The organism is Citrobacter sp. Cm046 (genome assembly GCF_030333065.1).
Taxonomy (GTDB): Bacteria; Pseudomonadota; Gammaproteobacteria; order Enterobacterales; family Enterobacteriaceae; genus Citrobacter; species Citrobacter murliniae.
This window is the reverse complement of the sequence record NZ_JAOWGP010000042.1, coordinates 185,654-211,989: the sequence shown is the minus strand read 5'-3', so window position 1 is coordinate 211,989 and position 26,336 is coordinate 185,654. Positions and strand designations below refer to the sequence as shown.

Here is a 26,336-nt window from a genome sequence, read left to right as displayed (position 1 = left end):
CTCACGCACACGGATGTGCGCTGCCACTTGTCGGTATGCCCCGACCTGTTTTTCTTGCCCCGCCAGTCCCGGGGCTTTTTTTATTTTTGTGTAAGCACCCGCGCCGCAGCAATTACGCCTTGTCCCAGCGATAATCCCCCATCTCCTGCCGGTAAACGCTGCGGAAACAGTAACGTAAAATCGGCCAGATAAAATGCCAGCCGCGACGACAGTAATCGGTTATGCATCACACCACCGCTGAATGCCAGCGTATTAATACCGCGAGATACCGCCTGCTCGCGCATCAGCGTGGCAAACCCACGCGCCAGTGCATCATGGAAGGCCCAGGCGCGTTCCGGCGCTGTCGCCTGCCAGTTCAGCCACTGCTGCCAAAAAACAGCCAAATCGAGTTGATTAGCACTTACTGGAATCTTCACCGGATGCTCAACGCCCGCGCATTGTGAGGCCAGCGCCTCCAGCGTACAGGCGGCCTCACCTTCATAACTCAGCGATTCCGGCGCGCAATGGAGCGCTGCCGCAACGGCATCAAACAACCGCCCGCATGATGACGCCAGCGGAGCATTAATTCCCCGCTCAATGGCACGTGCCAGCACGCTCCAGTTTTGTTGTTGCAGTAACGCCGTTTCCGGGTAACGTTGCCAGTCAGGAACAAAACGCAGACACTGCGCCAACAGATTACGCCACGGCTGTTTAGCCGCGAGATCGCCACCAACCAGCGCTACGGGAGGCAAACCGCCGAGGTGTTCGCACTCACGATAATTGACCCGCAGACACTCACCTCCCCACAACGCACCGTTTTCGCCCATACCGATACCATCCAGTGTCAGGGCAATAACATCCCCTCCATCCAGCGGCCAGCCGTGCTCGGCAAGACTTGCAGCGGCGTGAGCATGATGATGCAGTACCGTTTCGGTTGGCAGGTTCATCTCACTGCCCCACTGGCTGGAAACGTAGCCAGGGTGCGCATCGCAGACGATACGCTGTGGCGTGAAATCATAAATGTTCTGGATCAGGTGCAGCGCATCACGCCACTGGTTTTGAATGCCATCATCGCTGAGATCTCCCAGATGCTGGCTGATAACCGCCTGTTCGCCTCGCACCAGGCAGAAGGTATTTTTCAGATCAGCGCCTAAGCACAGTATGGGTGGCACATCGCGAAAACCTGGCGGTAGCGCCACAGCATCCGGTACGTAACCCCTGGAACGGCGCAGCATTTCCCCGCTATCACGCACGACGGAATCATCCATACGCTGGACGATTTCACGGTTATGCAGCAGAAAACCATCGGCAATCTCGCGCAAATCTTCCAGCGCTTGCGCATTGGTAATCGCAGGTGGTCTGCCGCTGAGGTTGCCGGAGGTCATCACCAGCGGGCCATTCATTTCCTGTAAAAGCAAATGCTGTAGCGGGTTGGCTGGCAGCATAACGCCGACTTCCATCAGCCCTGGCGCAATCCCCTCGCACAGCGAAACCACATATTGCTTATTCACCAGCACTATTGGCGCTGCGGGGGTGGCCAGTAAACGACGCGCAGACTCTGGTAGTCCATCATCACCAGGCAGCATTACTGCCAGCGGTTTGGCCGGGCGGTGTTTACGCGTCCTGAGCATCGCCACCGCCTTGTCGTTGCGCGCGTCGCAAACCAGATGGAATCCACCAATCCCTTTGACGGCCACAATGCCACCTGCTTTCAGCAGTGTCACTGCCGACTGCAACGCGTCTTCTTTTTCCGCCCGAAAGCCTGCGCTCAACCACTCAAGATGTGGACCGCACGCCGGACAGGCAACCGGCTGTGCATGGAAGCGGCGGTCATAGGGATCGCGGTATTCTTTATCGCACTGGAGACAAAGCGGAAATGACGCCATCACGGTAAATGGACGATCATATGGCATTGCACGAATAATCGTAAAACGCGGGCCGCAGTGGGTACAGTTGATAAAGGGGTAGCGATAGCGGCGTTCGCCGGGCGTATTCATTTCAACAAGACAGGCCGGACAAGTTGCGGCATCGGGCACGATTTGCGTATTCATCATCCCGCCTGCGCTTTGACGTATCGAGAAATCAGCAGGCTGCTGCGGCCAGGCAAACGGCTCGCTCTCAACGCTGTCAATGCGAGCCAGCGGCGGGCAGTGTTGGTGCAGTTGGGCAATAAATACCGCCGGATCTTCCAGCATTCGCACCACCACACCATCACCGTCGTTACAGACGTCGCCATGCAATTCTAGCCGCTGCGCCAGTTGCCAGACAAAGGGACGAAATCCAACGCCCTGTACCTTACCGCGAATACGTAGCTGTACGCCGGAGTGGTGGTTTATTGTCATGATGAATTCCCGCGGTCATGTTTCCCTGAAATGCCCGTTTGCCGGATAAGCGAAACGCTATCCGGCAAAAATATCGCCTTATTTTACGCGGATTTTCGGGGATCAGAACAGCAAAGATGCGGTGGAATCCAGCGCCGCACGACGGCGTTTTTCTGCACTCAGTTGTTCAAGCTTATTGCGATCCACATAAATCAGGGCGTGAGTCGGACAAACTTCCATACAGGCGGGGCCAGCTTCGCGATGGTGGCACAGGTCGCACTTGTTGGCTTCGGCTTTCTCTGCACGTACGTTCAGACCCGCGCCGCTGTTGCGAACAACGGGACGAACAACGACTTCCATTGCGCCGTAAGGACAGGCCACTACGCAAGTTTTGCAACCAATGCAGCGTTCCTGCATTACGTGGACAAAACCTTTATCGCGGCTGATTGCACCGTTCGGGCAGACGTTAGCGCACGGCGCATCTTCACACTGACGGCACAGCGTCGCAGTGGAGACGTTAACGCCTTTGATCACGTGAATACGCGGTAAAAAGGTTTCAGGGGTCAGCGATGCGCAGTCCTGGTTATCCTGATGGGATACCACGCAGGCCACTTCACAGGTACGGCAACCAATGCATTTATTGGCGTCTGCAATGATGAAACGGTTCATCAATTTCTCCAGCAATGACAGAATATCAGCCGAAGCATTCACAAATCGTGCCAGATTTTAATTCATTGTTATAAAAGGATTTTTATTTCCCAGTACGTGAAGGATATGTGTCATCGTCACTAGTGACGATGACTAACGACAGCGATCAACGCAAAACTGACGGCGCAACAGAGTCGCGAGGAATCAGCTCACCGGTGAAGGTTTTCGGTGGCGCAAAGTCCCCGCCGTCCAGCATAAAGATGAGGCGTCCAATCGTCTCCTGGATCATCTCAGTTACCGGTATTTTGACACTGGAAAGTGCCGGGATCGTGTATGGCGCAAGAGCGATATCATCAAAGCCGATAACCGACACCTGCGCAGGAACGTTAACACCCTGCTCGTGTAGTTGCTTCATGGCACCGATTGCCATGTCATCATTACTGGCCACCAGCGCGGTAAAATTCACGTTGCGTGAAAGCAAAGTATCTACCCCTGCAGCACCGCAAGCTGGAGTCCATTTTCCTTTAACAATCAGATCATTATTTAAGGAAATACCATGATGCGCCAGTGCGTCTTTGTAGCCTGAAAGACGCTCCACGCCGGTGGGAGAATCCATTGAACCAGTAATAAAACCAATTTCCTTATGCCCGGCAGCGATAAGCTGCGTTACGGCATTAAAGCTGGTTTGCTTTTGATCGCACCAGACACAGTGGCTGCTGTTTTTGCGCAGTCGTCGGTTAAGCACCATAATCGGCTGCGAGTGCGCATCAATAATATCGTCAATTTCATCGACGCTGAGAAAACGTGGGTAGATCATAATCGCATCACAACGCAGGTCGAGCAGGTACTGAATCGCCTGACGCTCTTCTTCAGCACTGTGTTTACCATCGGCAAGCAAAAGCTGGCGTCCCCTGTCCTCTGCCATCCGTGCGGTGTGGAACAACAATTCGCTAAAATAAACGCCATGATACAGGGTGTTGGTCACCACCAGCCCCAGCGTCTGAGTACTCTTCGCCGCCAGGTTTCGCGCCAGCAAATTGGGGCGATAACCGCTTTCTTCAATGGCCTGAAACACGCGATCTTTGGTCTCCTGGCTGACGTAGCCGTTCCCTGAAAGCACCCGGGAAACCGTCGCTTTCGACACGCCGGCACGCTTCGCCACCTCCAGCATCGTGGTCATATTACTCATCCCTTATCACTCAATGTGACGCAGTGTACTGCACCGTTTGGCTACTGTCCCCGCTGCTCAACCGCAGTACCCCATATCTGGTGATCGTAATCACATTTATAATAACCGATCAAAATTAAAGCTTGCTCATATTACAAAAAATAAACATGCTTTTATGAAACCGGTTTCCTAACACTGTTTCACCGACACAGAAATGAGACCAGAGTAAACGGCAAGACATAACGTACCCTACTGATAAAACAGGATTAAATTCGATGTCTAAGAATTATGCAGCGCTGGCGCGCTCCGTTGTGACGGCTCTGGGCGGCGTCGGGAATATCACCGCAGTGACGCACTGCATGACCCGATTACGTTTCGTTCTCAAAGATGACTCACTGGTCGACAGCGCCACACTGAAAACACTCCCTGGCGTACTCGGTGTGGTGCGTAACGACAATCAATGTCAGGTGATCATTGGTAACACCGTTTCGCAAGCGTACCGCGAAGTCGTCAACCTGCTGCCTGGTGATATGCAACCTGCCGAGTCGGAAGTAAAACCTAAGCTGAGCCTGAAGCGTATTGGCGCAGGGATCCTCGATGCGCTGATCGGTACCATGTCGCCGCTGATCCCGGCGATTATTGGTGGATCGATGCTGAAATTGCTGGCGATGATCCTTGAGATGACCGGCATTCTGGAAAAAGGCTCCTCAACTCTGACCATCCTGACGGTGATAGGTGACGGCGCATTCTTCTTCCTGCCGCTGATGGTCGCTGCCTCGGCAGCCATTAAATTCAAAACCAATATGTCGCTGGCCATCGCCATTGCGGGCGTACTGGTGCATCCAAGCTTTATCGAGCTGATGGCGAAGGCCGCACAGGGTGAACACGTTGAGTTTGCGCTGATCCCGGTCACTGCGGTGAAATATACGTATACGGTGATCCCGGCGCTGGTCATGACCTGGTGCCTGTCGTATATCGAGCGTTGGGTGGATCGCATCACTCCGGCGGTGACGAAAAACTTCCTTAAACCGATGCTGATCGTTCTGATCGCCGCCCCACTCGCCATCGTACTTATTGGCCCGATCGGGATCTGGATCGGCAGCGCGATTTCGGCTCTGGTTTACACCATTCACGGTTATCTGGGCTGGCTCTCAGTCGCCATTATGGGTGCGCTGTGGCCGTTGCTGGTAATGACCGGCATGCATCGCGTCTTTACACCAACCATCATTCAGACCATCGCCGAGACCGGCAAAGAAGGCATGGTCATGCCATCTGAAATCGGCGCCAACCTGTCGCTGGGCGGCTCATCTTTAGCTGTGGCATGGAAAACCAAAAACCCGGAACTGCGCCAGACGGCGCTAGCGGCGGCAGCCTCCGCGATTATGGCGGGCATTTCCGAACCCGCGCTGTACGGTGTGGCGGTACGCCTGAAACGTCCACTGATTGCGAGTCTTATCAGTGGCTTTATCTGTGGAGCCGTTGCCGGAATGGCCGGGCTGGCAAGCCACTCGATGGCAGCACCAGGGCTATTCACCAGTGTACAGTTTTTCGATCCGGCCAATCCAATGACTATCGTCTGGGTATTTGGCGTAATGGCGCTGGCAGTTGTGCTGTCCTTTGTATTAACGCTACTTCTCGGCTTTGAGGATATTCCCGTCGAAGATGCAGCCGCACAGGCCAGAAAAAACCAGGCTGCGCAACCGGGCAATATCAATGGAGCCAGCATCTGACTGGCCATAACTGAGGTTTACTATGTCTGTTTTTCCGCAAGGATTTTTATGGGGCGGCGCACTGGCCGCCAACCAGTCTGAAGGGGCATATCGGGAAGGCGGCAAAGGGCTGACTACCGTGGATATGATCCCACACGGCGCGCACCGGATGCCCGTCAAACTGGGTCAGGAAAAGCGCTTTCAGCTGCGGGATGACGAGTTTTATCCCAGCCATGATGCGATAGATTTCTATCATCGTTATCAGGAAGATATCGCCCTGATGGCGGAAATGGGATTTACGGTTTTTCGCACCTCAATTGCATGGAGCCGCCTCTACCCGAATGGGGACGAACTCACGCCGAATGAAGAAGGTATCGCTTTTTATCGCGCGGTATTCGCTGAATGCAAAAAATACGGTATTGAACCATTAGTCACCCTGTGTCACTTCGATGTACCAATGCACCTGGTGACCGAGTACGGCTCCTGGCGTAACCGCAAAATGGTGGAGTTCTTTACCCGTTACGCCCGTACCTGCTTCGAAGCCTTCGACGGTCTGGTGAAATACTGGCTGACGTTTAATGAAATCAACATCATGTTACACAGCCCTTTCTCAGGCGCGGGACTGGTGTTTGAAGACGGTGAAAATCAGGATCAGGTGAAATATCAGTCCGCGCACCACGAACTGATTGCCAGTGCACTGGCAACCAAAATTGCTCATGAAATCAACCCGCACAACCAGGTTGGTTGCATGCTGGCTGGCGGAAATTTTTATCCTTATTCATGCAAACCGGAAGATGTGTGGACCGCGCTGGAAAAAGACCGCGAAAACCTGTTTTTCATTGATGTCCAGGCGCGCGGGGCTTATCCCGCTTATTCATCCCGGGTGTTTCGTGAAAAAGGCGTAGTGATAGAGAAAGCCCCGGAAGATGACGAGATCCTGAAAAATACCGTCGATTTTGTCTCTTTCAGCTATTACGCATCACGTTGCGCTTCGGCGGAAATGAATGCCGGCAATACCAGCGCCGCCAACGTAGTGAAATCGCTACGCAATCCCTACATTGAGGCCAGCGAATGGGGCTGGGGCATAGACCCGCTGGGTCTGCGTATCACCATGAACATGATGTATGACCGCTACCAGAAACCGCTATTTCTGGTGGAGAACGGGCTTGGGGCAAAAGATGAGATGGATGCCAGTGGCAACATCAATGATGACTATCGCATAAGCTATTTACGCGAACATATTCGTGCCATGTCTGACGCTATTGAAGATGGCGTACCGCTAATGGGTTATACCACCTGGGGGTGTATCGATGTGGTCTCCGCCTCAACCGGCGAGATGAGCAAACGCTACGGTTTTGTCTATGTGGACCGGGATGATGCAGGTAACGGGACGCTCGCACGGACACGTAAGAAGTCATTCTGGTGGTACAAAAAGGTCATAGCCAGCAATGGGGCAGACCTGGAGTAATCTACCTGCCGGAGGGTTCTGCCACCTTCCGGCATTGCTTTACATCTTCATTTCATTCATTGCATTTCAAATGTGGAATCACCCTTCCAGTTTCAGGTTTGCCCCCGCGCTTTTTTACTGTCATTTTATTCAGTAGTTTTTAATCTTAACCCTCCGCCACAAGGAATGGCTCATGTCTGATGAAAATGGCAAAACAGCAGTGGTTATCACCAAACCCGTACGTCGTTTAAAAGTAGGTTATGTCAGAAAGCGGTACGAGGATCGTCACACCGGGTTCACGCTACGTATCAGCAGGCATGCCTCATTAACGCTGAACGGTGACTGGCTTGAACAGGCAGGGTTCCCTACCGGCACAGCGGTAAATGTTTCGGTAATGCAGGGGAAATTAATTATTGAGCAGGCAACGGAGTAACAACCGGCGCAGGCGAGATAAACAGGCCGGATGCGGCAAACATCCGGCACTGATACGGTTTACTCTTCAGGTGCTTCTAACTCCGAAAATCCACCATGGCCTTCCCACCCGGCTAATCGTTGATAGACGGTTTCAACCGCCTCTTTGATCGGCTGCGTCATCGGGTAATAAAAACCAACGATGTCCGGCTGAATACCGAGGAAAATCACCTCGCCGACATCCTCTTTCAGCTGATCAACCAGGTAGTTCAGCGGCATGTTGTGCGTGGTCATCATGAACATCTCGGCAATATCATCAGGATCGATAATGCGGATTTCACCAGGATTCAGCCCCATATCGGTAGCATCGACAATCAGCAAACGCGCCGGGCGCAGCTCGCGGATTGCCACAATATCATTCTCCGGGGCACTGCCACCGTCGATAACCACCCAGTTACCTTTAGGTTCCGCAGCACACATTTCCGCCAGCAGCGGACCCGCGCCATCATCCCCCATCATGCTATTACCGACACACAATAAAACGTCAGTCACGGTGTCTCCTCACCATCAGATAGATGGCGCTTTCCTGATGAATATCATGGAGCATACTGAGCATGAGCTTGCTCCATTCCTGCTGCTGTGGAGTTTGTACGGCGCGCGCGTCATCAAACGCACGCGCCAGCATCTGTACATGGTTAAAATCGATGACGATCTCGCCGTACTTCGGCACGCCTTCCATTTTGCGGCGGGCTTCGCTTCCTTCGGCAAGCGTCGCAATCCACGCCAGATACTCATCCCACGGACAGGTTAACGCCGCTTCCAGGCAATCGATGATGCCTAAGTGATGGCCAATCGCCAGGCTGTAATAGACAACCTGCTGCGCCTCGGCGGGCGTCGCATCGTTCTCATCAATAAACTTACGGCTCAGTTGACTGAACACCACCGTTTCACTCATCGGATACGCGCCTCTTCAACTACATGGTTAAGATGAGTAACGATCTCGGTCAGACGCGGATCGTTTTCCGCTTCCAGCCAGCGCGCCACCTGATTTTCGCCCTGCCCTAACTGCGTCATATAATCATCGGCAATCTGGCGACCATAGCGATAACCCGCCAGACGACGCGCTTCACGATCCACCTTCACACGCAGAGGCTGTATCATATCCGGGTGCAGAATTTCAGCTGGTTGTTCGTCCAGTTCACCCGGTGCACGCGCGTGAATTTTCTGCTCCAGCAGGCCCAGCGCCATCGCAAAGCCGTACAGCGTCGCCGCAGGCGTCGGCGGACAACCAGGGATGTAAACATCCACTGGTACGATTTTGTCGGTGCCGCCCCATACGCAGTATAAGTCGTGGAAGATGCCACCACTGTTACCGCAGGCTCCGTAAGAGATACAGATTTTCGGATCTGGCGCTGATTGCCAGGCACGCAGCGCCGGAGAGCGCATCGCGCGGGTTACCGCGCCGGTAAACAACAGGATATCCGCATGGCGCGGTGACGGAACAACTTTGATACCGAAACGTTCGGCATCAAACAGCGGGGACAAGGTAGCAAAAATTTCGATTTCGCAACCGTTACAGCCACCGCAGTCAACACGATAGACGTAAGCAGAACGCTTGATGCTTTTCAGCAGCGACGCTTTCATGCTGGCAATAGATTCATCTACCGTCATCGGTACCGGAATACCGTTGGCATCACGTGGGCCTAATAAATTGCTCATCAGCTGGCCTCTTTCATATGGCGAGTCAGTTCAATACGGTCAGACGGCACCAGGCATTTCTGGCGTTTACAGTCCGGGCAGGTCTCAAAGCTTTCACGGTGATTTTCCGCGCGGCTATCACCGTTATGCTTCAGCAGTGCAATGGCGTAATCAATCTCTTTTTGCACCGCAAAAGGACGGTTACATACGCGGCAATTGCACAGCGCAAAGCGAGACTGCTGCAGGAAATCTTCTTTCTTCCACACCGCCAGCTCATATTCCTGAGACAGTTTGATCGCCGCCGTCGGGCAGACTTCTTCACAACGGCCACAGAAGATGCAGCGACCAAGGTTGAATTGCCAGGCCAGTTCATTGGTGACCAGATCGGTTTCAACCGTCAGCGCGTTTGACGGGCACGCATTCACACAGGCTGCGCAGCCAATACACTGCTGCGGATTATGCTCCGGCTTACCACGGAAGTTTTTATCGACCGCGATCGGCTCCAGCGGATACGACGACGTCGGTGCACCGGTTTTGATGACTTTTTTGATAAAGGTAAACATGGCGATTCCTTATTTCAGCGGCGAGTTTTTACGCTCGATGCTGTAGCGCTCAAGTTCTTTGTACGGCACGACTTTGCTTTTCTTCTTACGCACATCAACCACGGTCATACGGTCAGTACAGGAGTAGCAAGGATCGAGGCTACCGATAATCAGCGGGGCATCGGAAACAGTGTTACCACGCAGCATATAACGCAGCGTCGGCCAGTTAGCGTAGGTGGCCGCACGGCAACGCCAGCGGTACAGTTTCTGGTTGTCGCCGGTCATGCTCCAGTGGATATCATCCCCACGCGGCGCTTCCGCAAAGCCCAGCGCGAAACGGTGTGGAATATAGGTAAAACCTTCCACCATTAGCGGCCCGCCAGGCAGGTTATCCAGACCAAAGTCGATCATATTCAGCGCGGTATAGACTTCATTGATGCGGACTTTCAGACGAGAAATGACGTCACAGCCCTGCTCGCTGTGAACTTCCATCGGCAGCAGGCCGTAACCCACAAACGGGTGATCTGCGCGGGTATCACGCGCGTGACCGCTGGCGCGAACCATCGGGCCAACGTTACTGAAGTCACGGGCAATTTCCGGATCCAGACGGCCAATCCCGACAGTACGCTGTTCCATGTTCGGCGTACTCAACAGCATATCAACCAGTTCCTGCACGTCACGACGCATCTGTTGCGCCAGTTGACGAGTCTGGATCATGTCCTCTTTCAGCAGGTCGCGACGGATCCCTCCGATCAGGTTCAGACCGTAAGTTTTACGCGCACCGGTGAGGATCTCTGCCATTTTCATTGACGTTTCACGTACGCGGAAGAACTGCATAAAGCCGGAGTCGAAACCGGTGAAGTGGCACGCCAGCCCCAGGTTCAGCAGGTGAGAGTGCAGACGCTCAACTTCCAGCAGAATAGCGCGGATCATCTGCGCACGCTCCGGTACTACGATACCCATCGCATTCTCAACGGAGGTGGTGTACGCGGTGCTGTGGGCAAAACCACAGATGCCGCACACGCGATCCGACAGGAAAGTCACTTCGTTATAACCCATGCGGGTTTCTGCCAGTTTTTCCATGCCACGGTGGACATAGAACAAGCGGTAGTCGGCGTCGATAATGTTTTCGCCGTCAACGAACAGACGGAAGTGACCCGGTTCATCGGAGGTCACGTGCAGCGGGCCAATAGGCACTACATTATTTTTCTTGTCGCCCAGTTCGTTGATGAACTCATAGGTTTCAGCATCGGTAGTCGGCGCCGGACGTTGACGGTAATCCATGCTGTCTTTACGCAGCGGATAGAGTTCGTCCGGCCAGTCATCCGGTAGCACCAGACGACGTTCGTCCGGCAGCCCCACCGGGATCAAACCGTACATGTCGCGCACTTCACGTTCGCCCCAGACGGCAGCCGGTACGCGTGGCGTGACAGACGGGAATTCCAGTTTATTGGCGTCAACTTCTACGCGAACGGTTATCCAGCATTTAGTGCCCTGCTCCATCGACAAGACATAATACACAGCGTAATGGCCGCACAGCTGGCGTTCGTCGTTACCAAACAACACGGACAACCATCCGCCCTGTTTGTAATAAAGGAACTCCACCACTTCCGGCAGGTAGTTTACCTTCACGGTGATGGTCAGCTGATCTTTGGTCTGCCAGGCTTCGTCCAGTACGACGCCAGGGAAAGCCTGGTGCAGTGCAGCAAGGTATTGTTGACCTAATTTTTCTTCAGACATGCTCAAACTCTCTTAAATCACGCCACCAGCAAGGAGACGAACGCTAAAAACGCAAACCCAAAACCGGCCCAGGTCACGCGTGAAGTGGCGCAAAAACGCAGACGCGCCATGCTGTTTTCAAACAGGGCGATGACCAGCACGCCGAGGATCAGCTTGACGACGGCTATCACCAGTGCCAGCAGCAGTCCACCCGCAGTAAAGGTTTCCATCTGTCCCCACGGCAGGAACACGCCGACAAACATTTGCAAAACGACCAGTTGTTTGAGGCTGATACCCCATTTCAGCACCGCAAAACCGCTGCCGCTGTATTCAGTCAGCGGACCTTCCTGTAGCTCCTGCTCGGCTTCTGCCAGGTCGAACGGCAGTTTGCCCATTTCGATAAAGGTGGCGAAAGCACAGGCGCACAGCGCCAGGATCAGCGGGATGCTGCGCGCCGCAGGCCAGTGATAAACGGTGTCAGCGATATTGCTGATATGGGTTGAACCGGCAACCTGCGCTGCGACCCACAAACCCAGCAGCAGAATCGGCTCAACCAGTACGCCGAGCATCGCTTCACGGCTGGCGCCGATCGCGGTGAACGGGCTACCGGTATCCAGCCCCGCAATAGAGAAGAAGAAACGGGCGATGGCGAACAGGTAAATTAACGTGATCAAATCACCCAGTTGCGGCAGCGGAGAACCTACCGTCACTACCGGCAATGCGGTAGCGATAGTCAGCATGACGCCGACCATCACAAATGGTGTCAGGCGAAAGACCCAACTGGAATCCGCAGGCGCAATGCTCTGACGCCCCAGCAGTTTGATAATGTCACGGTACTCCTGCAAAACACCCGGACCACGGCGATTGTGCAAACGTGCACGCGCCACGCGGGTAATGCCGGACAGCAGCGGCGCAACGGCAAACAGCACCAGCGCCTGAATTAACGGATATAAAACACTCATTCTCAGGCTCCTCGTGAAACCACAATCACCACCAGCACCGCCAGCTCAATCAATGCCAGGCGACGGAACAGAACCGGTGCAGCCGCATTCTGCCAGCCCGGAACCAGTGACACCGGGTTAAGCCATTTACGCAGTTTCAGTACCGGAGCAAAGGCTTCTTTAACCGGCATAGCAAAGCCATGCGCGGTGATCACCATTGACTGCTCATGATCGTAACCACATACCCAGGCGGAACCGCGCGAACGCGACGGCAGACGGTTGCCTTTGAAAATCGCCATGATAATGAACGGCAGCAGCGGACAGGCAATCAGCAACAGGGTGATCATTGGTTGGGAAACGGTCGTGTTCGCGGTTTCCAGCGGCAGTGGCACAGCTGAAGAGATAAGTGGCAGCAACCATGGTGCGGCAACGCCGCCAATCACACAGCAGACTGCCAGCGCAACCACGCTCACCCCCATCAGGATCGGTGCGCAACAGGCGTTTTCAGCTTCCTTCGTACGCGGTGCGCCAAGGAACGTTACGCCATAGACTTTCGCCATACACATCACAGCCAGCGCGCCGGTAATCGCCAGCCCGACCGCCAGCAACGGACCTAACAGACGGCCGATAAACGCTCCGCTGTTACCCAGCTTGAAGAAGGATTGATAGATAACCCATTCACCGGCAAACCCGTTCAGTGGCGGCAGCGCGGCCATCGCCATCAGACCAACCAGCATCGCCAGGGAAATCACCGGCATGCGCTTACCGATACCGCCCAGTTTTTCGATATCACGATGACCAGTACGGAACCAGATGCTGCCGGCCCCCAGGAACAGGACGCTTTTGAACAGACTGTGGTTCACCAGATGATACAAACCGCCGGTCAGACCAAGTGCAATCAGCGCCGGTTGATTAAGGGAAATGCCGGTCACACCGGCACCCAGCCCCAGCAGAATAATGCCGATGTTTTCCAGCGTGTGGTACGCCAGCAGACGTTGAATGTTGTGCTCCATCAACGCATACAGACCGCCAACAAATGCAGTGATCATCCCCAGTACCAACAGGGTAATGCCCCACCACAGCGGTGCATTACCGCCCAGCAGCGACAGGGACAGAATGCCCAACAGGCCAACCTTCATTACCACGGTAGAGAACAGCGCCGCAGCAGGTGCGCTGGCGTTGGCATGTGCCTGTGGCACCCAACCGTGCAGCGGGATAATCCCGGCCAGCAAACCAAAACCGGCAACGCCCAGCAGCCAGATGTCAGAGCCGAGCGGCAATTCCTGGGTGCGAAGGTCGAGCAGACGCAGTTCGAGCGTGCCGTAGCGTTGCCATACCAGATAGCAAGCGACCGCCAGCAGCAGCGTACCGATTCGGCCCAGAGCAAACCACAGTTTGCCCTCTTTACTGCAACCGGTCAGGAACACCGCACACAACGCCATGATTTCAGCCATCACCACTAGCGTACCGAGGTTGCTGGCAACCACAGCACACACGGCCGCAGCCATCAGCAGATTCACCAACAAACCGTTGGCTTTAACCTGTGGATGACGATGCCAGTCGATGTTGTACAGGCTGACAAACAGGCCGCACAGACCCAGTGTGATAAGCCAGATTGCGTTCAGTGGAGTTATTTGCATGCTGTGACCGATAAACGGTATCACGCTGCTGACCGCCAGCGCATTGGTCAGCACGGTGAAACCCGCTGCCGCCGTACACAGGCTGCCGACTGCTCCACCAACGCCGGCAATCCAGCCGCTTAGCGCTTTATGAAATGAAAACAGAAATGCCAGAACCGCCGCAGCCGTAAACCAGGCCACGCCGCTGTTAATCAGTGAAATTGCGCTCATTTTGCATCCCCACTCTGAGCCTGCTGAAACAAGGTGAGATCGCCGAAATCGGTATTAAAAGTCAGCTCACGCTTACGTTTGCTGGCGCGAGCGATATCTGTATTGCTCACCAGGTGCAGGGCTTTCGTCGGGCACATACGTACACAAGCCGGACCTTGTTCATCAAAGCTACACAGGTCGCATTTCACCGCAATGGCACGAATACCTGGAACCCAGTCCAGCAGCGTGCTGACGCGAGCCGGTGCTGGTGGAGCCGGAGGGGCTTTTGAGGTATTCGCGTTCGCCGGGATGTGCAGCGGACGACTGCCGGAAAACTCAATGGCGCCAAACGGACAGGCGATCCCACACAATTTGCAGCTTACGCACAGGCTTTCATTTAGCTGTACGGCGCCGTCGACACGGTTAATCGCATTGACCGGGCAAACGGTGGCACAAGGTGCATCTTCACAATGGTGGCAAAGCTGCGGTGCAGATTCTTTTTCATTTAGCATCACTTTCAGGCGCGGCATTGACTGCAGGCCATGCTGGCGATGCGTCTCTGAGCAGGCGGCTTCACAGGTGTGGCAGCCAATACAAAGAGTGGAGTCAGCAATTACAAAACGATTCACCAGGCATTCCTCAGGTGATAGTCATTTTTGACGAAAACATGTTTATCAAATGTCATTTTCGACATTTTTCGACATGTCCATTCCCTAAAATGTCGTGATACAGCGTAAAAATCTCATCACGACTCAAGCGAGCATCACCCGAGGCTTATGCCGGGTTATGTCCTTCTACCAGTTGGCTTAAATTTACCGGCATATTGTTTTCAACCGCGGTGTACAGGCTGTCGTAGACTCTGGCGATTTTTTCGAGATAGTGCTCCAGCACCTGCTCGCGATCGCGGTTGCTAATGCGGTCATCAACTTTGCCGTCAATGGTCAACTGTGCCTGTGCAATCAGTTGCTTATCATCACCGTCTTTGGTTTCAACGTAGTACTCGATGGTATGGCTGTTAAAGCCGTCCGCCAGCGTGACGTAGATAGTGAAGTGTTCAAAAAGGACAAAGCACAGATCTTTGTCCGGCGCACAGCTCATTGCATGATGCAAACGCGCTTTCGACAGGGTGATCCCCTGTACCAGCGAGTTGCAGTAAATACGCCACTGGTCCTGTAGGCGACGGTGCCGTTCAGCGATGTAATCGGCTTTTTCGCTTATTTCCCAAATAGTCATGTCAGGTTACCCGTTTAGCAGAGACTAACTGCCTTAAGCATATTTCATGCCAACATTAAAAATCTTTATTTTCATTAAGATACAAAAACAAGCATGCATGACGACATGTCATTTCGTCATCGTCGTCATTGTCACGAGAGGAAAAATTCAACCTGGCATGTTTATTGCTTTTGAAACGACAACAACATGGGAGGCGATATGCACGAAATAACCCTCTGCCAACGGGCACTGGAATTGATTGAACAACAGGCCGCACAGCATGGTGCTCACCGGGTAACTGGGGTCTGGCTCAAAATTGGCGCATTTTCTTGCGTAGAAACCAGCGCTCTCGCCTTTTGTTTTGATCTGGTATGCCGTGGCACCCTTGCAGAAGGTTGTAAACTCCACCTCGAAGAACAAGAAGCCGAATGTTGGTGCGAGTCCTGTCAGCAATACGTCACGTTACTGACACAACGCGTTCGTCGCTGTCCACAATGCAATAGCGACATGCTGAGAATTGTGGCCGATGACGGGTTACAGATTCGACGAATAGAAATAGACCAGACTCCAGCGCCGGATGGCGACGCTTAAGCCTCTTATCCAGTCTACAGAAAGAGCACGTTTGTAGGTCGGAAAAGGCGAAGATGCTGTCCGGCAACAGATTTACCGAAAGTGAAAAGATCAGGAGTGAGCGATGTGTACGACATGTGGTTGCGCGGAAGGCAACCTTTATATAGAGGGTGATGAACATAACCCCCACTCAGCGTTTCGCAGCGCGCCATTTGCTCCGGCGGCTCGTCCGGCGCTAAACATTACCGGTGTGAAGACCTCCAGTTTCACGCCGAGCCAGACCGCAGAAGGCGATTTACATTACGGTCACGGCGAAGCAGGTACCCATGCTCCAGGCATGAGCCAGCGCCGTATGCTGGAAGTGGAAATTGACGTGCTGGACAAAAACAACCGTCTGGCCGAGCGCAATCGCGCCCGCTTCGCTGCCCGCCAGCATCTGGTACTCAATCTCGTATCAAGTCCAGGTTCCGGTAAAACGACGCTGCTGACCGAAACACTGATGAAGCTGAAAGACAGCGTGCCGTGCGCGGTCATTGAAGGCGACCAGCAGACGGTCAACGACGCAGCGCGTATTCGCGCCACCGGAACACCAGCAATCCAGGTTAATACGGGTAAAGGCTGCCACCTTGATGCGCAAATGATTGCCGATGCAGCACCACGCCTGCCTTTAGCCGATAACGGTATTTTGTTTATCGAAAACGTCGGTAACCTGGTTTGCCCGGCAAGCTTCGACCTCGGCGAACGTCATAAAGTGGCGGTGCTTTCCGTCACCGAAGGCGAAGACAAGCCGCTGAAATATCCCCATATGTTTGCTGCTGCATCGCTGATGCTGCTCAACAAAGTGGATCTGCTGCCGTATCTCAATTTTGATGTTGAAAAGTGCATCGCCAGCGCCCGGGAAGTGAACCCGGAAATTGAGATAATCCTGATTTCCGCCACCAGCGGCGAAGGGATGGATCAATGGCTGTCGTGGCTGGAGAATCAGCGATGTGCATAGGTGTTCCGGGTCAAATCCGCACCATTGATGGTAACCAGGCTAAGGTCGATGTTTGCGGTATTCAGCGCGACGTCGACCTGACGCTGGTCGGTAGCTGTGATGAAAATGGTCAACCGCGTCTGGGCCAGTGGGTACTGGTCCACGTAGGTTTTGCCATGAGCATCATTAACGAAGCCGAAGCGCGCGACACACTCGAGGCGCTGCAAAATATGTTTGACGTTGAGCCGGATGTCGGCGCGTTACTGTATGGCGAGGAGAAATAATGCGTTTTGTTGACGAATATCGGGCACCGGAACAGGTGATGCAGTTGATAGACCACCTGTGTGAACGTGCCGCTCACCTCCCCTACACCGCTGAACGCCCACTGCGCATTATGGAAGTTTGTGGAGGCCACACCCACGCAATCTTCAAATTCGGCCTTGACCAGTTGCTGCCCGAAAACGTGGAGTTTATTCACGGTCCAGGCTGCCCGGTTTGCGTTCTGCCGATGGGCAGAATTGACAGTTGTGTGGAAATTGCCAGCCATCCGGAAGTGATTTTTTGTACCTTCGGCGACGCCATGCGCGTGCCAGGTAAACAGGGTTCACTGCTGCAAGCCAAAGCACGCGGCGCGGATATCCGCATTGTCTATTCTCCGATGGATGCGCTGAAGCTGGCGCAGGAAAATCCAACCCGTAAGGTCGTGTTCTTTGGTCTGGGTTTTGAAACCACCATGCCGACGACCGCCATCACTCTCCAGCAGGCAAAACAACGCGATGTGCAGAATTTTTACTTTTTCTGCCAGCACATTACGCTTATCCCAACGCTGCGTAGCCTGTTAGAACAACCGGACAACGGTATCGACGCATTTTTGGCACCAGGCCATGTCAGTATGGTTATAGGCACCGATGCCTATAATTTTATCGCCTCTGATTTTCATCGCCCGCTGGTGGTCGCTGGTTTCGAACCGCTTGATCTACTGCAAGGCGTCGTGATGCTAATCGAGCAGAAAATAGCGGCCCACAGCCAGGTGGAGAACCAGTATCGCCGCGTAGTGCCGGATGCCGGTAACACACTGGCGCAACAGGCGATTGCCGACGTGTTCTGCGTCAATGGCGACAGTGAATGGCGCGGTCTGGGCGTTATCGAATCCTCCGGCGTTCACCTGACGCCTGAGTATCAGCGTTTTGATGCAGAAGCGCATTTCAAACCAGCGCCGCAGCAGGTGTATGACGATCCGCGCGCGCGCTGCGGAGAAGTACTGACCGGCAGATGTAAGCCGCATCAGTGCCCATTGTTTGGTAAAACCTGTAACCCGGAGACCGCATTTGGCGCCTTAATGGTCTCCTCCGAAGGCGCATGTGCCGCCTGGTATCAGTATCGTCAGCAGGAGTGTGAAGCATGAACAGCGTACAACTCGCCCACGGTAGCGGCGGTCAGGCTATGCAGCAGTTGATCAACAGTCTGTTTATGGAAGCTTTTGCTAATCCGTGGCTGGCAGAACAGGAAGATCAGGCCCGACTGGACCTGGCGCAACTGGTCGCCGAAGGCGATCGTCTGGCGTTTTCGACCGACAGCTACGTTATCGATCCGCTGTTTTTCCCCGGCGGTAATATTGGCAAGCTGGCAATCTGCGGCACAGCCAACGACGTTGCGGTCAGTGGCGCTATCCCTCGCTACCTCTCCTGCGGTTTTATCCTCGAAGAGGGCCTGCCGATGGAAACGCTGAAAAGCGTCGTCAACAGCATGGCAGCAACAGCTCGCGAAGCGGGAATTGCTATCGTGACCGGCGACACTAAGGTTGTACAGCGTGGCGCAGCGGACAAACTGTTCATTAACACCGCCGGAATGGGCGCGATCCCAGCCAATATTCACTGGGGCGCACAGACTCTGGGCGTGGGCGATGTGCTGCTGGTTAGCGGTACGCTTGGCGATCACGGTGCAACCATCCTTAACCTGCGTGAGCAACTGGGACTGGACGGTGAACTGATCAGCGACTGCGCAGTGTTAACACCGCTGATCCAGACGCTACGCGACATTCCTGGCGTGAAGGCGCTGCGCGATGCCACCCGTGGCGGCGTGAATGCGGTGACGCATGAGTTCGCCGCGGCATGTGGCTATGGCATTGAGTTATCTGAAGCAGCCCTGCCTGTGAAGCCCGCAGTGCGTGGTGTCTGTGAACTTCTGGGTCTGGATGCGCTAAATTTTGCCAACGAAGGAAAACTGGTCATTGCCGTTGAACGTCAGGCCGCTGAAGCCGTACTCGCCGCACTGCGCGCACATCCGTTAGGGTGCGATGCAGCGCTGATTGGCGAAGTGGTCGAACGTAAAGGCGTTCGCCTTGCCGGACTTTACGGCGTGAAACGAACTCTTGATTTACCACACGCAGAGCCGCTGCCGCGGATATGCTGATATATTGCCCGGTACGCTACGCTTACCGGGCCTACAGTCAATGAATTACCCGTAGACCGGATAAGGTGAAACCGCCATCCGGCAATAATTTACAACTTATACCTATAATTCATTTACCGTTTTTGCACCGCGCTACGGTGCTTCCTGGAAAAGCAATATGTCGTATACACCGATGAGCGACCTCGGACAGCAAGGCCTGTTCGATATCACTCGTACATTATTACAGCAGCCCGATCTTCAGTCTCTCAGTGAGGCGCTTTCGCAGTTGGTCAAGCGTTCGGCGCTGGCCGATTGCGCGGCTATTGTGTTATGGCAGGCGCAGACGCAGCGTGCGCGTTATTTCGCGACACGTGAAAATGGTAAACCCATCGATTATGAAGACGAAACGGTGCTGGCTCACGGACCGGTGCGCCGCATTTTGTCTCGTCCCGATGCGCTGCACTGTAACTACCATGAGTTCACAGAAACCTGGCCGCAGTTAGCATCCGGTGCGCTGTACTCAGAATTTGGACATTACTGCCTGCTGCCGCTGGCGGCTGATGGACGGATCTTTGGCGGTTGTGAATTTATCCGCAACGAAGACCGTCCGTGGAGTGAAAAAGAGTACAACCGCCTGCAGACCTTCACCCAGATAGTCGGCGTCGTCGCCGAGCAAATTCAGAGCCGGGTCAGCAATAATGTCGATTATGACCTCTTGTGTCGCGAGCGTGACAACTTCCGTATCCTTGTCGCCATCACCAATGCGGTGCTCTCCCGTCTGGATATTGATGAGCTGGTCAGCGAAGTCGCCAAAGAAATCCACCATTACTTCAATATCGATGACATCAGCATCGTACTGCGCAGCGATCGCAAAAATAAGCTGAGCATATACTCCACTCACTATCTGGATGAACACCATCCGGCGCACGAACAGAGTGAAGTGGATGAAGCAGGTACGCTCTCTGAACGGGTATTCAAAAGCAAAGAGATGCTGCTGATTAACCTGAACGAACGCGATGCCCTTGCACCTTATGAACGCATGCTGTTCGAGACCTGGGGCAACCAGATACAAACCCTGTGCCTGCTACCACTAATGTCAGGCAATACGATGCTTGGCGTCCTCAAGCTGGCGCAGTGTGAAGAGAAAGTCTTCACGACCGCAAACCTCAAACTGTTACGCCAGATTGCCGAGCGCGTGGCGATTGCTGTTGATAACGCTCTCGCCTATCAGGAAATCCACCGCCTGAAAGAACGTCTGGTCGATGAGAACCTGGCACTGACCGAACAGCTCAACAATGTGGACAGCGAGTTTGGTGAAATCATTGGCCGCAGTGAAGCAATGTACAGCGTACTCAAGCAGGTTGAGATGGTGGCGCAAAGCGACAGCACTGTTCTGATTCTGGGTGAGACAGGTACGGGCAAAGAGTTGATCGCCAGAGCGATTCATAATCTGAGTGGACGCAATGCCCGCCGGATGGTGAAGATGAACTGCGCGGCAATGCCTGCCGGGTTGCTGGAAAGCGATCTGTTTGGTCATGAACGCGGTGCGTTTACCGGAGCCAGCACACAGCGCATTGGTCGCTTCGAACTGGCAGACAAAAGCTCGTTATTCCTCGACGAAGTCGGCGACATGCCGCTGGAGCTACAGCCGAAACTGCTTCGCGTCCTCCAGGAGCAGGAGTTTGAACGCCTGGGCAGTAATAAGCTGATCCAGACCGATGTCCGCCTGATCGCCGCCACCAACCGCGATCTGAAAAAAATGGTGGCCGATCGCGAGTTCCGTAACGATCTGTACTATCGACTGAATGTCTTCCCGATCCATCTCCCCCCACTGCGCGAGCGTCCGGAAGATATTCCGCTGCTGGTCAAGGCCTTCACCTTTAAAATTGCCCGTCGGATGGGGCGCAATATTGACAGTATCCCCGCTGAGGCGCTGCGCACTCTGAGCAACATGGAGTGGCCGGGCAACGTGCGTGAGCTGGAAAACGTGGTCGAACGCGCGGTTCTGCTGACCCGGGGCAATGTACTGCAACTGTCCCTGCCAGATGTCACTACGCTGCCCCCTTCCACACCGCCAGTGGCGACAGAAGTTGCGCAGGATGGAGAAGATGAATATCAGCTGATTATGCGCGTACTGAAAGAGACTAACGGCGTCGTAGCCGGTCCTAAGGGAGCTGCGCAACGGCTGGGTCTGAAACGCACCACCTTGCTCTCACGTATGAAGCGTTTAGGCATTGATAAGGATGCGTTGGTTTAGCCATTGTGGCTATACTGGGTGATAACTCAACGAAAGGAGGCAGTATGGCGGTATCAGCACGTAATCAATTAACCGGTACAGTAAGTGCAGTTGCAACTGGCGCCGTGAATGATGAAGTTGAACTGACGCTGGCAGGCGGCGCAAAGCTGGTCGCTATTGTGACTCATAGCAGCCAGCAGGCGCTGGGGCTGGCGAAAGGAAAAGAAGCAATTGCCCTGATCAAAGCCCCGTGGGTCACGCTGGCGACAGAAGACTGCGGCCTGAAATTCTCCGCCCGCAACCAGTTTGCCGGTAGCGTTTCACAGGTAACCGAAGGCGCGGTCAACGCCACGGTGCATATCAAAACTGACGCTGGTTTTGACATAGTTGCCGTCGTGACTAACGAAAGTCAGCAAGAGATGAAGCTAAGCCAGGGAAGTCGTGTCATTGCGCTGATCAAGGCCTCAGCAATTCTGATTGCCACCAAAGCGTAATTTATTGCCCGACGGAGCTTTGCCTGTCGGGCCAGTATCGCCGCCGCTATCCGGCAAAAAATCTATTTCTTCCGCTGGTATTTTTCGGGTAATTCCGGGACCGGGCGTTTATCGTCAATCAGGTGGCGCACTGTCAGGATCGGATGACGCCAGAGCATTCTTGGTCCAGCCCAGCGCATGATTTGCTTCATCTCTTCACGCTTTGCGGGTTGATAACAGTGCACCGGACACTGTTTGCAAGCCGGTTTTTCCTCACCAAAGACGCACTTATCCAGCCGCTTTTGCGCATAGGCAAACAGCGCATCGTAATGCCCCTGTTCGTTCGAAGCCTGTGGACACTGGCTCTCGTACAGCGAGATCATTTTCTGGATCGTCATTTTTTCACGTGCAATACGCTTGCCGGACATAATGCCTCCGTATTTAAGGTGCATATATAATATACCTTAACCATACACAGGACTATTACCTGAAGGTGATACATCCTTAGCATCCTACGCAAATAAGAATTATTTTCATTTATCTATGCCATGTGCTATATAACATAGCAAAGGCTATATTCGACGATAAATTAACCACTTTCTTGTGAGGGATACTATGCCGCACCTGCCCCGTCTGAAGTCGTTTCTCCTTGCCAGCGTTCTTACGGCACTTACACTTTCGCCGGCCTGGGCAAAAGAGAAGTTTAAGGTGATTACCACCTTTACAGTTATTGCCGATATGGCGAGCAACGTGGCGGGTGACGCGGCGGAGGTCAGCTCAATAACTAAACCCGGCGCAGAAATTCATGAATACCAGCCCACTCCAGGGGATATTAAACGGGCGCAGGGCGCGCAGCTTATTCTCTCCAACGGCCTTAACCTGGAACTGTGGTTTGCCCGTTTCTACCAAAACTTATCCGGCGTACCTGAAATAATGGTCTCAGACGGAGTAAAACCGATGGGCATCAGCGAAGGCCCCTATAACGGAAAACCGAATCCACATGCCTGGATGTCGGCAGAGAACGCGCTTATCTACGTAGATAATATTCGCGATGCATTGAGCAAGTACGATCCGGACAATGCCGCCACCTATCAGAAAAACGCCGAGAGCTATAAAACGAAAATTCGTCAGACGCTCGATCCCCTGCGCGCGGCGCTGGCCAAAATCCCTGCTGATAAACGCTGGCTGGTCACCAGTGAAGGCGCTTTCTCCTATCTGGCTCGCGATAACGATCTGAAAGAGCTGTATCTGTGGCCAATCAATGCCGATCAGCAGGGCACGCCGAAACAGGTGCGCAAAGTGATCGACGCGATAAGAGAACATCAGATCCCAACAGTATTCAGTGAAAGCACAGTTTCTGACAAACCTGCGCGTCAGGTGGCACGTGAGTCCGGCGCACATTACGGCGGTGTATTGTACGTCGATTCCCTGAGTGCAGCCGACGGGCCGGTACCAACCTACCTGGATCTGCTGCGCGTCACGACCGAAACCATCGTCAGCGGTATCAACGACGGTCTGAGGAGCCAAAAATGAGTCAATCTGCGATTACCGTGAATCAGGTTACGGTGACGTATCGCAACGGTCACACCGCTCTGCGGGATGCCACTTTTCAGATCCCCGGCGGCTCTATTGCCGCCCTGGTGGGGGTGAATGGTTCAGGAAAATCAACGCTCTTTAAAGCACTTATGGGTTTTGTCCGCCTGGCGCAGGGAGACATATCCATCCTGCAACAGCCAGTCAGCAAAGCGCTGAAGCAGAATCTGATTTCTTATGTTCCGCAATCGGAAGAGGTGGACTGGTCATTTCCGGTGCTGGTGGAAGATGTAGTGATGATGGGGCGCTATGGTCATATGGGCTGGCTGCGTCGGCCAAAAGCACGTGACTATGAATGCGTCGATGCGGCGCTGGCGCGGGTCGACATGCTGGAATACCGCCACCGTCAGATCGGCGAACTCTCCGGTGGACAGAAAAAACGTGTCTTTCTGGCAAGGGCTATCGCCCAGGACGGACAGGTCATTTTACTGGATGAACCCTTCACAGGCGTAGACGTAAAAACCGAGGCCCGCATCATCGACCTGCTGCGCGAACTGCGCGATGAGGGGCGAACCATGCTGGTCTCCACTCATAATCTGGGTTCAGTCACCGAGTTTTGTGATTACACCGTGATGATTAAAGGCACCGTACTGGCGAGCGGTCCGACCGAAACGACATTTACCGCGGAGAATCTCGAGCTGGCCTTCAGCGGCGTCTTGCGCCATGTCGCGCTAAGCGGCGGTGAGCAGCATGTTATTACCGACGATGAGCGCCCATTTATTTCGCGACGCACGGTTAACGAGGGGGAATAATCATGAACTGGCTGACAGAACCGTTTGGCTACCAGTACATGCTCAACGCCATGTGGGTCTCCGCGATGGTCGGCGGGCTGTGTGCGTTCCTCTCATGCTATTTGATGCTCAAAGGCTGGTCGTTAATTGGTGATGCGCTGTCGCACTCCATCGTGCCGGGCGTTGCCGGTGCCTGGATGTTAGGGCTTCCTTTCGCGCTCGGCGCATTTCTTTCCGGGGGGCTGGCTGCGGGCAGTATGCTGTTTCTTAACCAGCGTTCGCGCCTGAAAGAAGATGCGATCATTGGACTGATTTTTTCTTCTTTCTTCGGTATCGGGCTGTTTATGGTGTCGCTTAACCCGATGTCAGTAAACATTCAAACCATTATTCTCGGTAACGTACTGGCGATTGCCCCGGAAGATATTCTGCAACTGGCGATTATTGGTGTGATCTCGCTGACCATTTTGCTGCTGAAGTGGAAAGATCTGATGGTGGTGTTTTTCGATGAAAATCACGCGCGCTCGATTGGTCTGAATCCGGGCCGTCTGAAGCTACTGTTCTTCACACTGCTCTCGGTTTCCACAGTTGCAGCGCTACAAACCGTTGGCGCATTTTTGGTTATTTGCCTGGTAGTAACGCCTGGCGCTACCGCGTGGTTATTAACCGATCGCTTTCCCCGCCTGCTGACCATCGCCGTCGCCATCGGCAGCCTGACCAGCTTTTTTGGCGCCTGGCTAAGTTACTGGCTGGACGGTGCGACCGGCGGGATTATTGTCGTCCTGCAAACGCTGTTGTTCCTGCTGGCATTTGTCTTCGCTCCTAAGCACGGTCTGTTAGCGAATCGCCGCCGCGCCCGTCAGGTGAACAAGGAGTCCACATGCTCTTAACCACGTTGCTGGAACCCTTTCAGTTCAGCTTTATGGTCAATGCACTGACCATCTCCACTGTTGTCGCCATACCCTGCGCGTTGCTGTCGGTGTTTTTGGTGCTTAAAGGCTGGGCGCTGATGGGCGACGCCATGAGTCATGCCGTGTTTCCGGGGATAGTACTGGCTTACATTGCGGGCATTCCTCTGGCGATTGGTGCGTTTGTCGCCGGGCTGTTCTGTGCGGTGGCTACCGGGTATCTCGATGATAACAGTCGTATCAAGCGCGACACCCTGATGGGCATTGTCTTCTCTGGGATGTTTGGCGCGGGGCTGGTGTTGTATGTTTCGATCCAGTCTGAAATCCATCTGGATCATATTTTGTTCGGTGACATGCTGGGCGTATCACCTGGCGATATCGCGCAGACGGCAGCGATTGCGCTGGGGATCGCGCTTATCATCGGGTTAAAGTGGAAAGATCTTCTGCTGCATGCGTTTGATCCGCATCAGGCAAAAGCCAGCGGGCTGAACACCACGCTATTGCACTACGGTCTGCTGTGTATGATCGCCCTGACCATTGTGGCCACGCTAAAATCGGTAGGCATTATTTTGTCGATCTCACTCTTAATTGCCCCCGGCGCTATTGCGATATTAATTACGCGAAAGTTTTCCCATGCGTTGTTACTGGCTGTCGTTATGTCACTTGTGACCTCGTTTATGGGAGTGTACCTGTCATTTTTCATCGACAGTGCACCCGCGCCAACGATTGTTGTCTTATTTTCCTTGCTATTTGTTATCACTTTTATTTATTCAACGCTACGCGATCGCCGTTTAGAACGGCGACGTCAGCAATATGATATATAAGAGATACTAAATA

Annotated in this window: 27 protein-coding genes; 14 read left to right on the top strand and 13 right to left on the bottom strand. The window is 53.8% G+C overall.

Annotated features, from left to right (window positions below):
• Positions 1-80: 80 nt before the first annotated feature.
• The 3 genes from hypF to OGX98_RS15210 all read right to left on the bottom strand — a co-directional run bounded on the left by hypF (position 81) and on the right by OGX98_RS15210 (position 4,128).
• A complete protein-coding gene (gene hypF, locus OGX98_RS15220) occupies positions 81-2,321 on the bottom strand; it encodes a carbamoyltransferase HypF (RefSeq protein ID WP_286595482.1) in 2,241 nt (746 codons plus the stop codon).
• Between the two features lie 102 nt (positions 2,322-2,423).
• Entirely contained in the window at positions 2,424-2,969 is a 546-nt protein-coding gene (gene hydN, locus OGX98_RS15215) for an electron transport protein HydN (RefSeq protein WP_003037366.1), read from the bottom strand.
• 145 nt (positions 2,970-3,114) lie between these two features.
• On the bottom strand, positions 3,115-4,128 hold the full coding sequence (locus OGX98_RS15210; protein ID WP_045446651.1) for a LacI family DNA-binding transcriptional regulator: 1,014 nt from the start codon (positions 4,126-4,128) through the stop codon (positions 3,115-3,117).
• Between the two features lie 263 nt (positions 4,129-4,391).
• Here OGX98_RS15210 and ascF point away from each other — a divergent pair, with 263 nt between their 5' ends.
• The 3 genes from ascF to OGX98_RS15195 all read left to right on the top strand — a co-directional run bounded on the left by ascF (position 4,392) and on the right by OGX98_RS15195 (position 7,705).
• Positions 4,392-5,846: a PTS cellobiose/arbutin/salicin transporter subunit IIBC gene (gene ascF, locus OGX98_RS15205; RefSeq protein ID WP_200012377.1), complete on the top strand. Its 1,455-nt coding sequence runs from the start codon at positions 4,392-4,394 to the stop codon at positions 5,844-5,846.
• Positions 5,847-5,868: 22 nt separating this feature from the next.
• Positions 5,869-7,293: a 6-phospho-beta-glucosidase gene (locus tag OGX98_RS15200; RefSeq protein WP_286595481.1), complete on the top strand. Its 1,425-nt coding sequence runs from the start codon at positions 5,869-5,871 to the stop codon at positions 7,291-7,293.
• Positions 7,294-7,465: 172 nt separating this feature from the next.
• Complete coding sequence (locus tag OGX98_RS15195) at positions 7,466-7,705, top strand: SymE family type I addiction module toxin (RefSeq protein ID WP_045446659.1); 240 nt, start codon at positions 7,466-7,468, stop codon at positions 7,703-7,705.
• A gap of 59 nt (positions 7,706-7,764) precedes the next feature.
• Here the strand turns inward: OGX98_RS15195 and hycI are convergent, their stop codons facing one another.
• The 9 genes from hycI to hycA form a co-directional block, all read right to left on the bottom strand.
• Positions 7,765-8,235, bottom strand: a complete 471-nt coding sequence (gene hycI, locus OGX98_RS15190) for a hydrogenase maturation peptidase HycI (protein WP_045446662.1) — start codon at positions 8,233-8,235, stop codon at positions 7,765-7,767.
• Positions 8,228-8,638: a formate hydrogenlyase maturation HycH family protein gene (locus OGX98_RS15185; RefSeq protein ID WP_003037385.1), complete on the bottom strand. Its 411-nt coding sequence runs from the start codon at positions 8,636-8,638 to the stop codon at positions 8,228-8,230. The genes hycI and OGX98_RS15185 overlap by 8 nt, the downstream gene beginning before the upstream one ends.
• Positions 8,635-9,402 (bottom strand): formate hydrogenlyase subunit HycG, encoded by a 768-nt coding sequence (gene hycG / locus OGX98_RS15180; RefSeq protein WP_045446665.1) that lies wholly within the window; start codon positions 9,400-9,402, stop codon positions 8,635-8,637. Before hycG ends, OGX98_RS15185 begins: the two co-directional genes overlap by 4 nt.
• Positions 9,402-9,944, bottom strand: coding sequence for a formate hydrogenlyase subunit HycF (gene hycF / locus OGX98_RS15175; RefSeq protein WP_045446668.1), 543 nt, complete (start codon positions 9,942-9,944; stop codon positions 9,402-9,404). The genes hycG and hycF overlap by 1 nt, the downstream gene beginning before the upstream one ends.
• 9 nt (positions 9,945-9,953) lie before the next feature.
• A complete protein-coding gene (hycE, locus tag OGX98_RS15170) occupies positions 9,954-11,663 on the bottom strand; it encodes a formate hydrogenlyase subunit HycE (protein ID WP_045446672.1) in 1,710 nt (569 codons plus the stop codon).
• 17 nt (positions 11,664-11,680) lie between these two features.
• Entirely contained in the window at positions 11,681-12,604 is a 924-nt protein-coding gene (locus tag OGX98_RS15165; RefSeq protein ID WP_045446675.1) for a respiratory chain complex I subunit 1 family protein, read from the bottom strand.
• 2 nt (positions 12,605-12,606) lie between these two features.
• Complete coding sequence (gene hycC / locus OGX98_RS15160; protein WP_045446678.1) at positions 12,607-14,433, bottom strand: formate hydrogenlyase subunit 3; 1,827 nt, start codon at positions 14,431-14,433, stop codon at positions 12,607-12,609.
• Positions 14,430-15,041 carry a formate hydrogenlyase subunit HycB gene (gene hycB, locus OGX98_RS15155; RefSeq protein WP_045446680.1) on the bottom strand — a complete coding sequence of 204 codons (612 nt, stop codon included), beginning with the start codon at positions 15,039-15,041 and terminating at the stop codon, positions 14,430-14,432. The genes hycC and hycB overlap by 4 nt, the downstream gene beginning before the upstream one ends.
• A gap of 145 nt (positions 15,042-15,186) precedes the next feature.
• On the bottom strand, positions 15,187-15,645 hold the full coding sequence (gene hycA, locus OGX98_RS15150) for a formate hydrogenlyase regulator HycA (protein ID WP_045446683.1): 459 nt from the start codon (positions 15,643-15,645) through the stop codon (positions 15,187-15,189).
• Between the two features lie 198 nt (positions 15,646-15,843).
• On the opposite strand from hycA, the gene hypA reads away from it, so the two are divergent.
• The 7 genes from hypA (at position 15,844) to OGX98_RS15115 (ending at position 22,291) form a co-directional block, all read left to right on the top strand.
• Positions 15,844-16,215, top strand: a complete 372-nt coding sequence (hypA, locus tag OGX98_RS15145) for a hydrogenase maturation nickel metallochaperone HypA (RefSeq protein WP_045446686.1) — start codon at positions 15,844-15,846, stop codon at positions 16,213-16,215.
• A 103-nt stretch (positions 16,216-16,318) separates the two neighbouring features.
• Positions 16,319-17,191 (top strand): hydrogenase nickel incorporation protein HypB, encoded by an 873-nt coding sequence (gene hypB, locus OGX98_RS15140; protein WP_045446689.1) that lies wholly within the window; start codon positions 16,319-16,321, stop codon positions 17,189-17,191.
• Positions 17,182-17,454: a hydrogenase 3 maturation protein HypC gene (gene hypC / locus OGX98_RS15135; protein WP_045446692.1), complete on the top strand. Its 273-nt coding sequence runs from the start codon at positions 17,182-17,184 to the stop codon at positions 17,452-17,454. Before hypB ends, hypC begins: the two co-directional genes overlap by 10 nt.
• Positions 17,454-18,575: a hydrogenase formation protein HypD gene (gene hypD / locus OGX98_RS15130; protein WP_045446696.1), complete on the top strand. Its 1,122-nt coding sequence runs from the start codon at positions 17,454-17,456 to the stop codon at positions 18,573-18,575. The genes hypC and hypD overlap by 1 nt, the downstream gene beginning before the upstream one ends.
• On the top strand, positions 18,572-19,582 hold the full coding sequence (hypE, locus tag OGX98_RS15125; protein ID WP_045446699.1) for a hydrogenase maturation carbamoyl dehydratase HypE: 1,011 nt from the start codon (positions 18,572-18,574) through the stop codon (positions 19,580-19,582). Before hypD ends, hypE begins: the two co-directional genes overlap by 4 nt.
• 157 nt (positions 19,583-19,739) lie before the next feature.
• Entirely contained in the window at positions 19,740-21,818 is a 2,079-nt protein-coding gene (gene flhA, locus OGX98_RS15120) for a formate hydrogenlyase transcriptional activator FlhA (protein WP_045446702.1), read from the top strand.
• Between the two features lie 44 nt (positions 21,819-21,862).
• Positions 21,863-22,291, top strand: coding sequence for a TOBE domain-containing protein (locus OGX98_RS15115; RefSeq protein ID WP_003037421.1), 429 nt, complete (start codon positions 21,863-21,865; stop codon positions 22,289-22,291).
• Between the two features lie 62 nt (positions 22,292-22,353).
• Here the strand turns inward: OGX98_RS15115 and OGX98_RS15110 are convergent, their stop codons facing one another.
• Positions 22,354-22,698 (bottom strand): nitrous oxide-stimulated promoter family protein, encoded by a 345-nt coding sequence (locus tag OGX98_RS15110; RefSeq protein ID WP_048220686.1) that lies wholly within the window; start codon positions 22,696-22,698, stop codon positions 22,354-22,356.
• A 187-nt stretch (positions 22,699-22,885) separates the two neighbouring features.
• On the opposite strand from OGX98_RS15110, the gene sitA reads away from it, so the two are divergent.
• From sitA to sitD, 4 genes are read left to right on the top strand one after another with little or no spacing between them, the layout of a single operon-like run.
• A complete protein-coding gene (gene sitA / locus OGX98_RS15105) occupies positions 22,886-23,803 on the top strand; it encodes an iron/manganese ABC transporter substrate-binding protein SitA (RefSeq protein WP_200041872.1) in 918 nt (305 codons plus the stop codon).
• Complete coding sequence (gene sitB, locus OGX98_RS15100; protein ID WP_045446710.1) at positions 23,800-24,615, top strand: iron/manganese ABC transporter ATP-binding protein SitB; 816 nt, start codon at positions 23,800-23,802, stop codon at positions 24,613-24,615. The genes sitA and sitB overlap by 4 nt, the downstream gene beginning before the upstream one ends.
• A 2-nt stretch (positions 24,616-24,617) precedes the next feature.
• Entirely contained in the window at positions 24,618-25,481 is an 864-nt protein-coding gene (sitC, locus tag OGX98_RS15095) for an iron/manganese ABC transporter permease subunit SitC (RefSeq protein WP_045446713.1), read from the top strand.
• The gene (gene sitD, locus OGX98_RS15090; RefSeq protein WP_200012404.1) at positions 25,472-26,323 is read left to right on the top strand and encodes an iron/manganese ABC transporter permease subunit SitD; all 852 of its coding nucleotides are present in this window, start codon (positions 25,472-25,474) and stop codon (positions 26,321-26,323) included. Before sitC ends, sitD begins: the two co-directional genes overlap by 10 nt.
• The last annotated feature ends 13 nt before the right edge of the window (positions 26,324-26,336 follow it).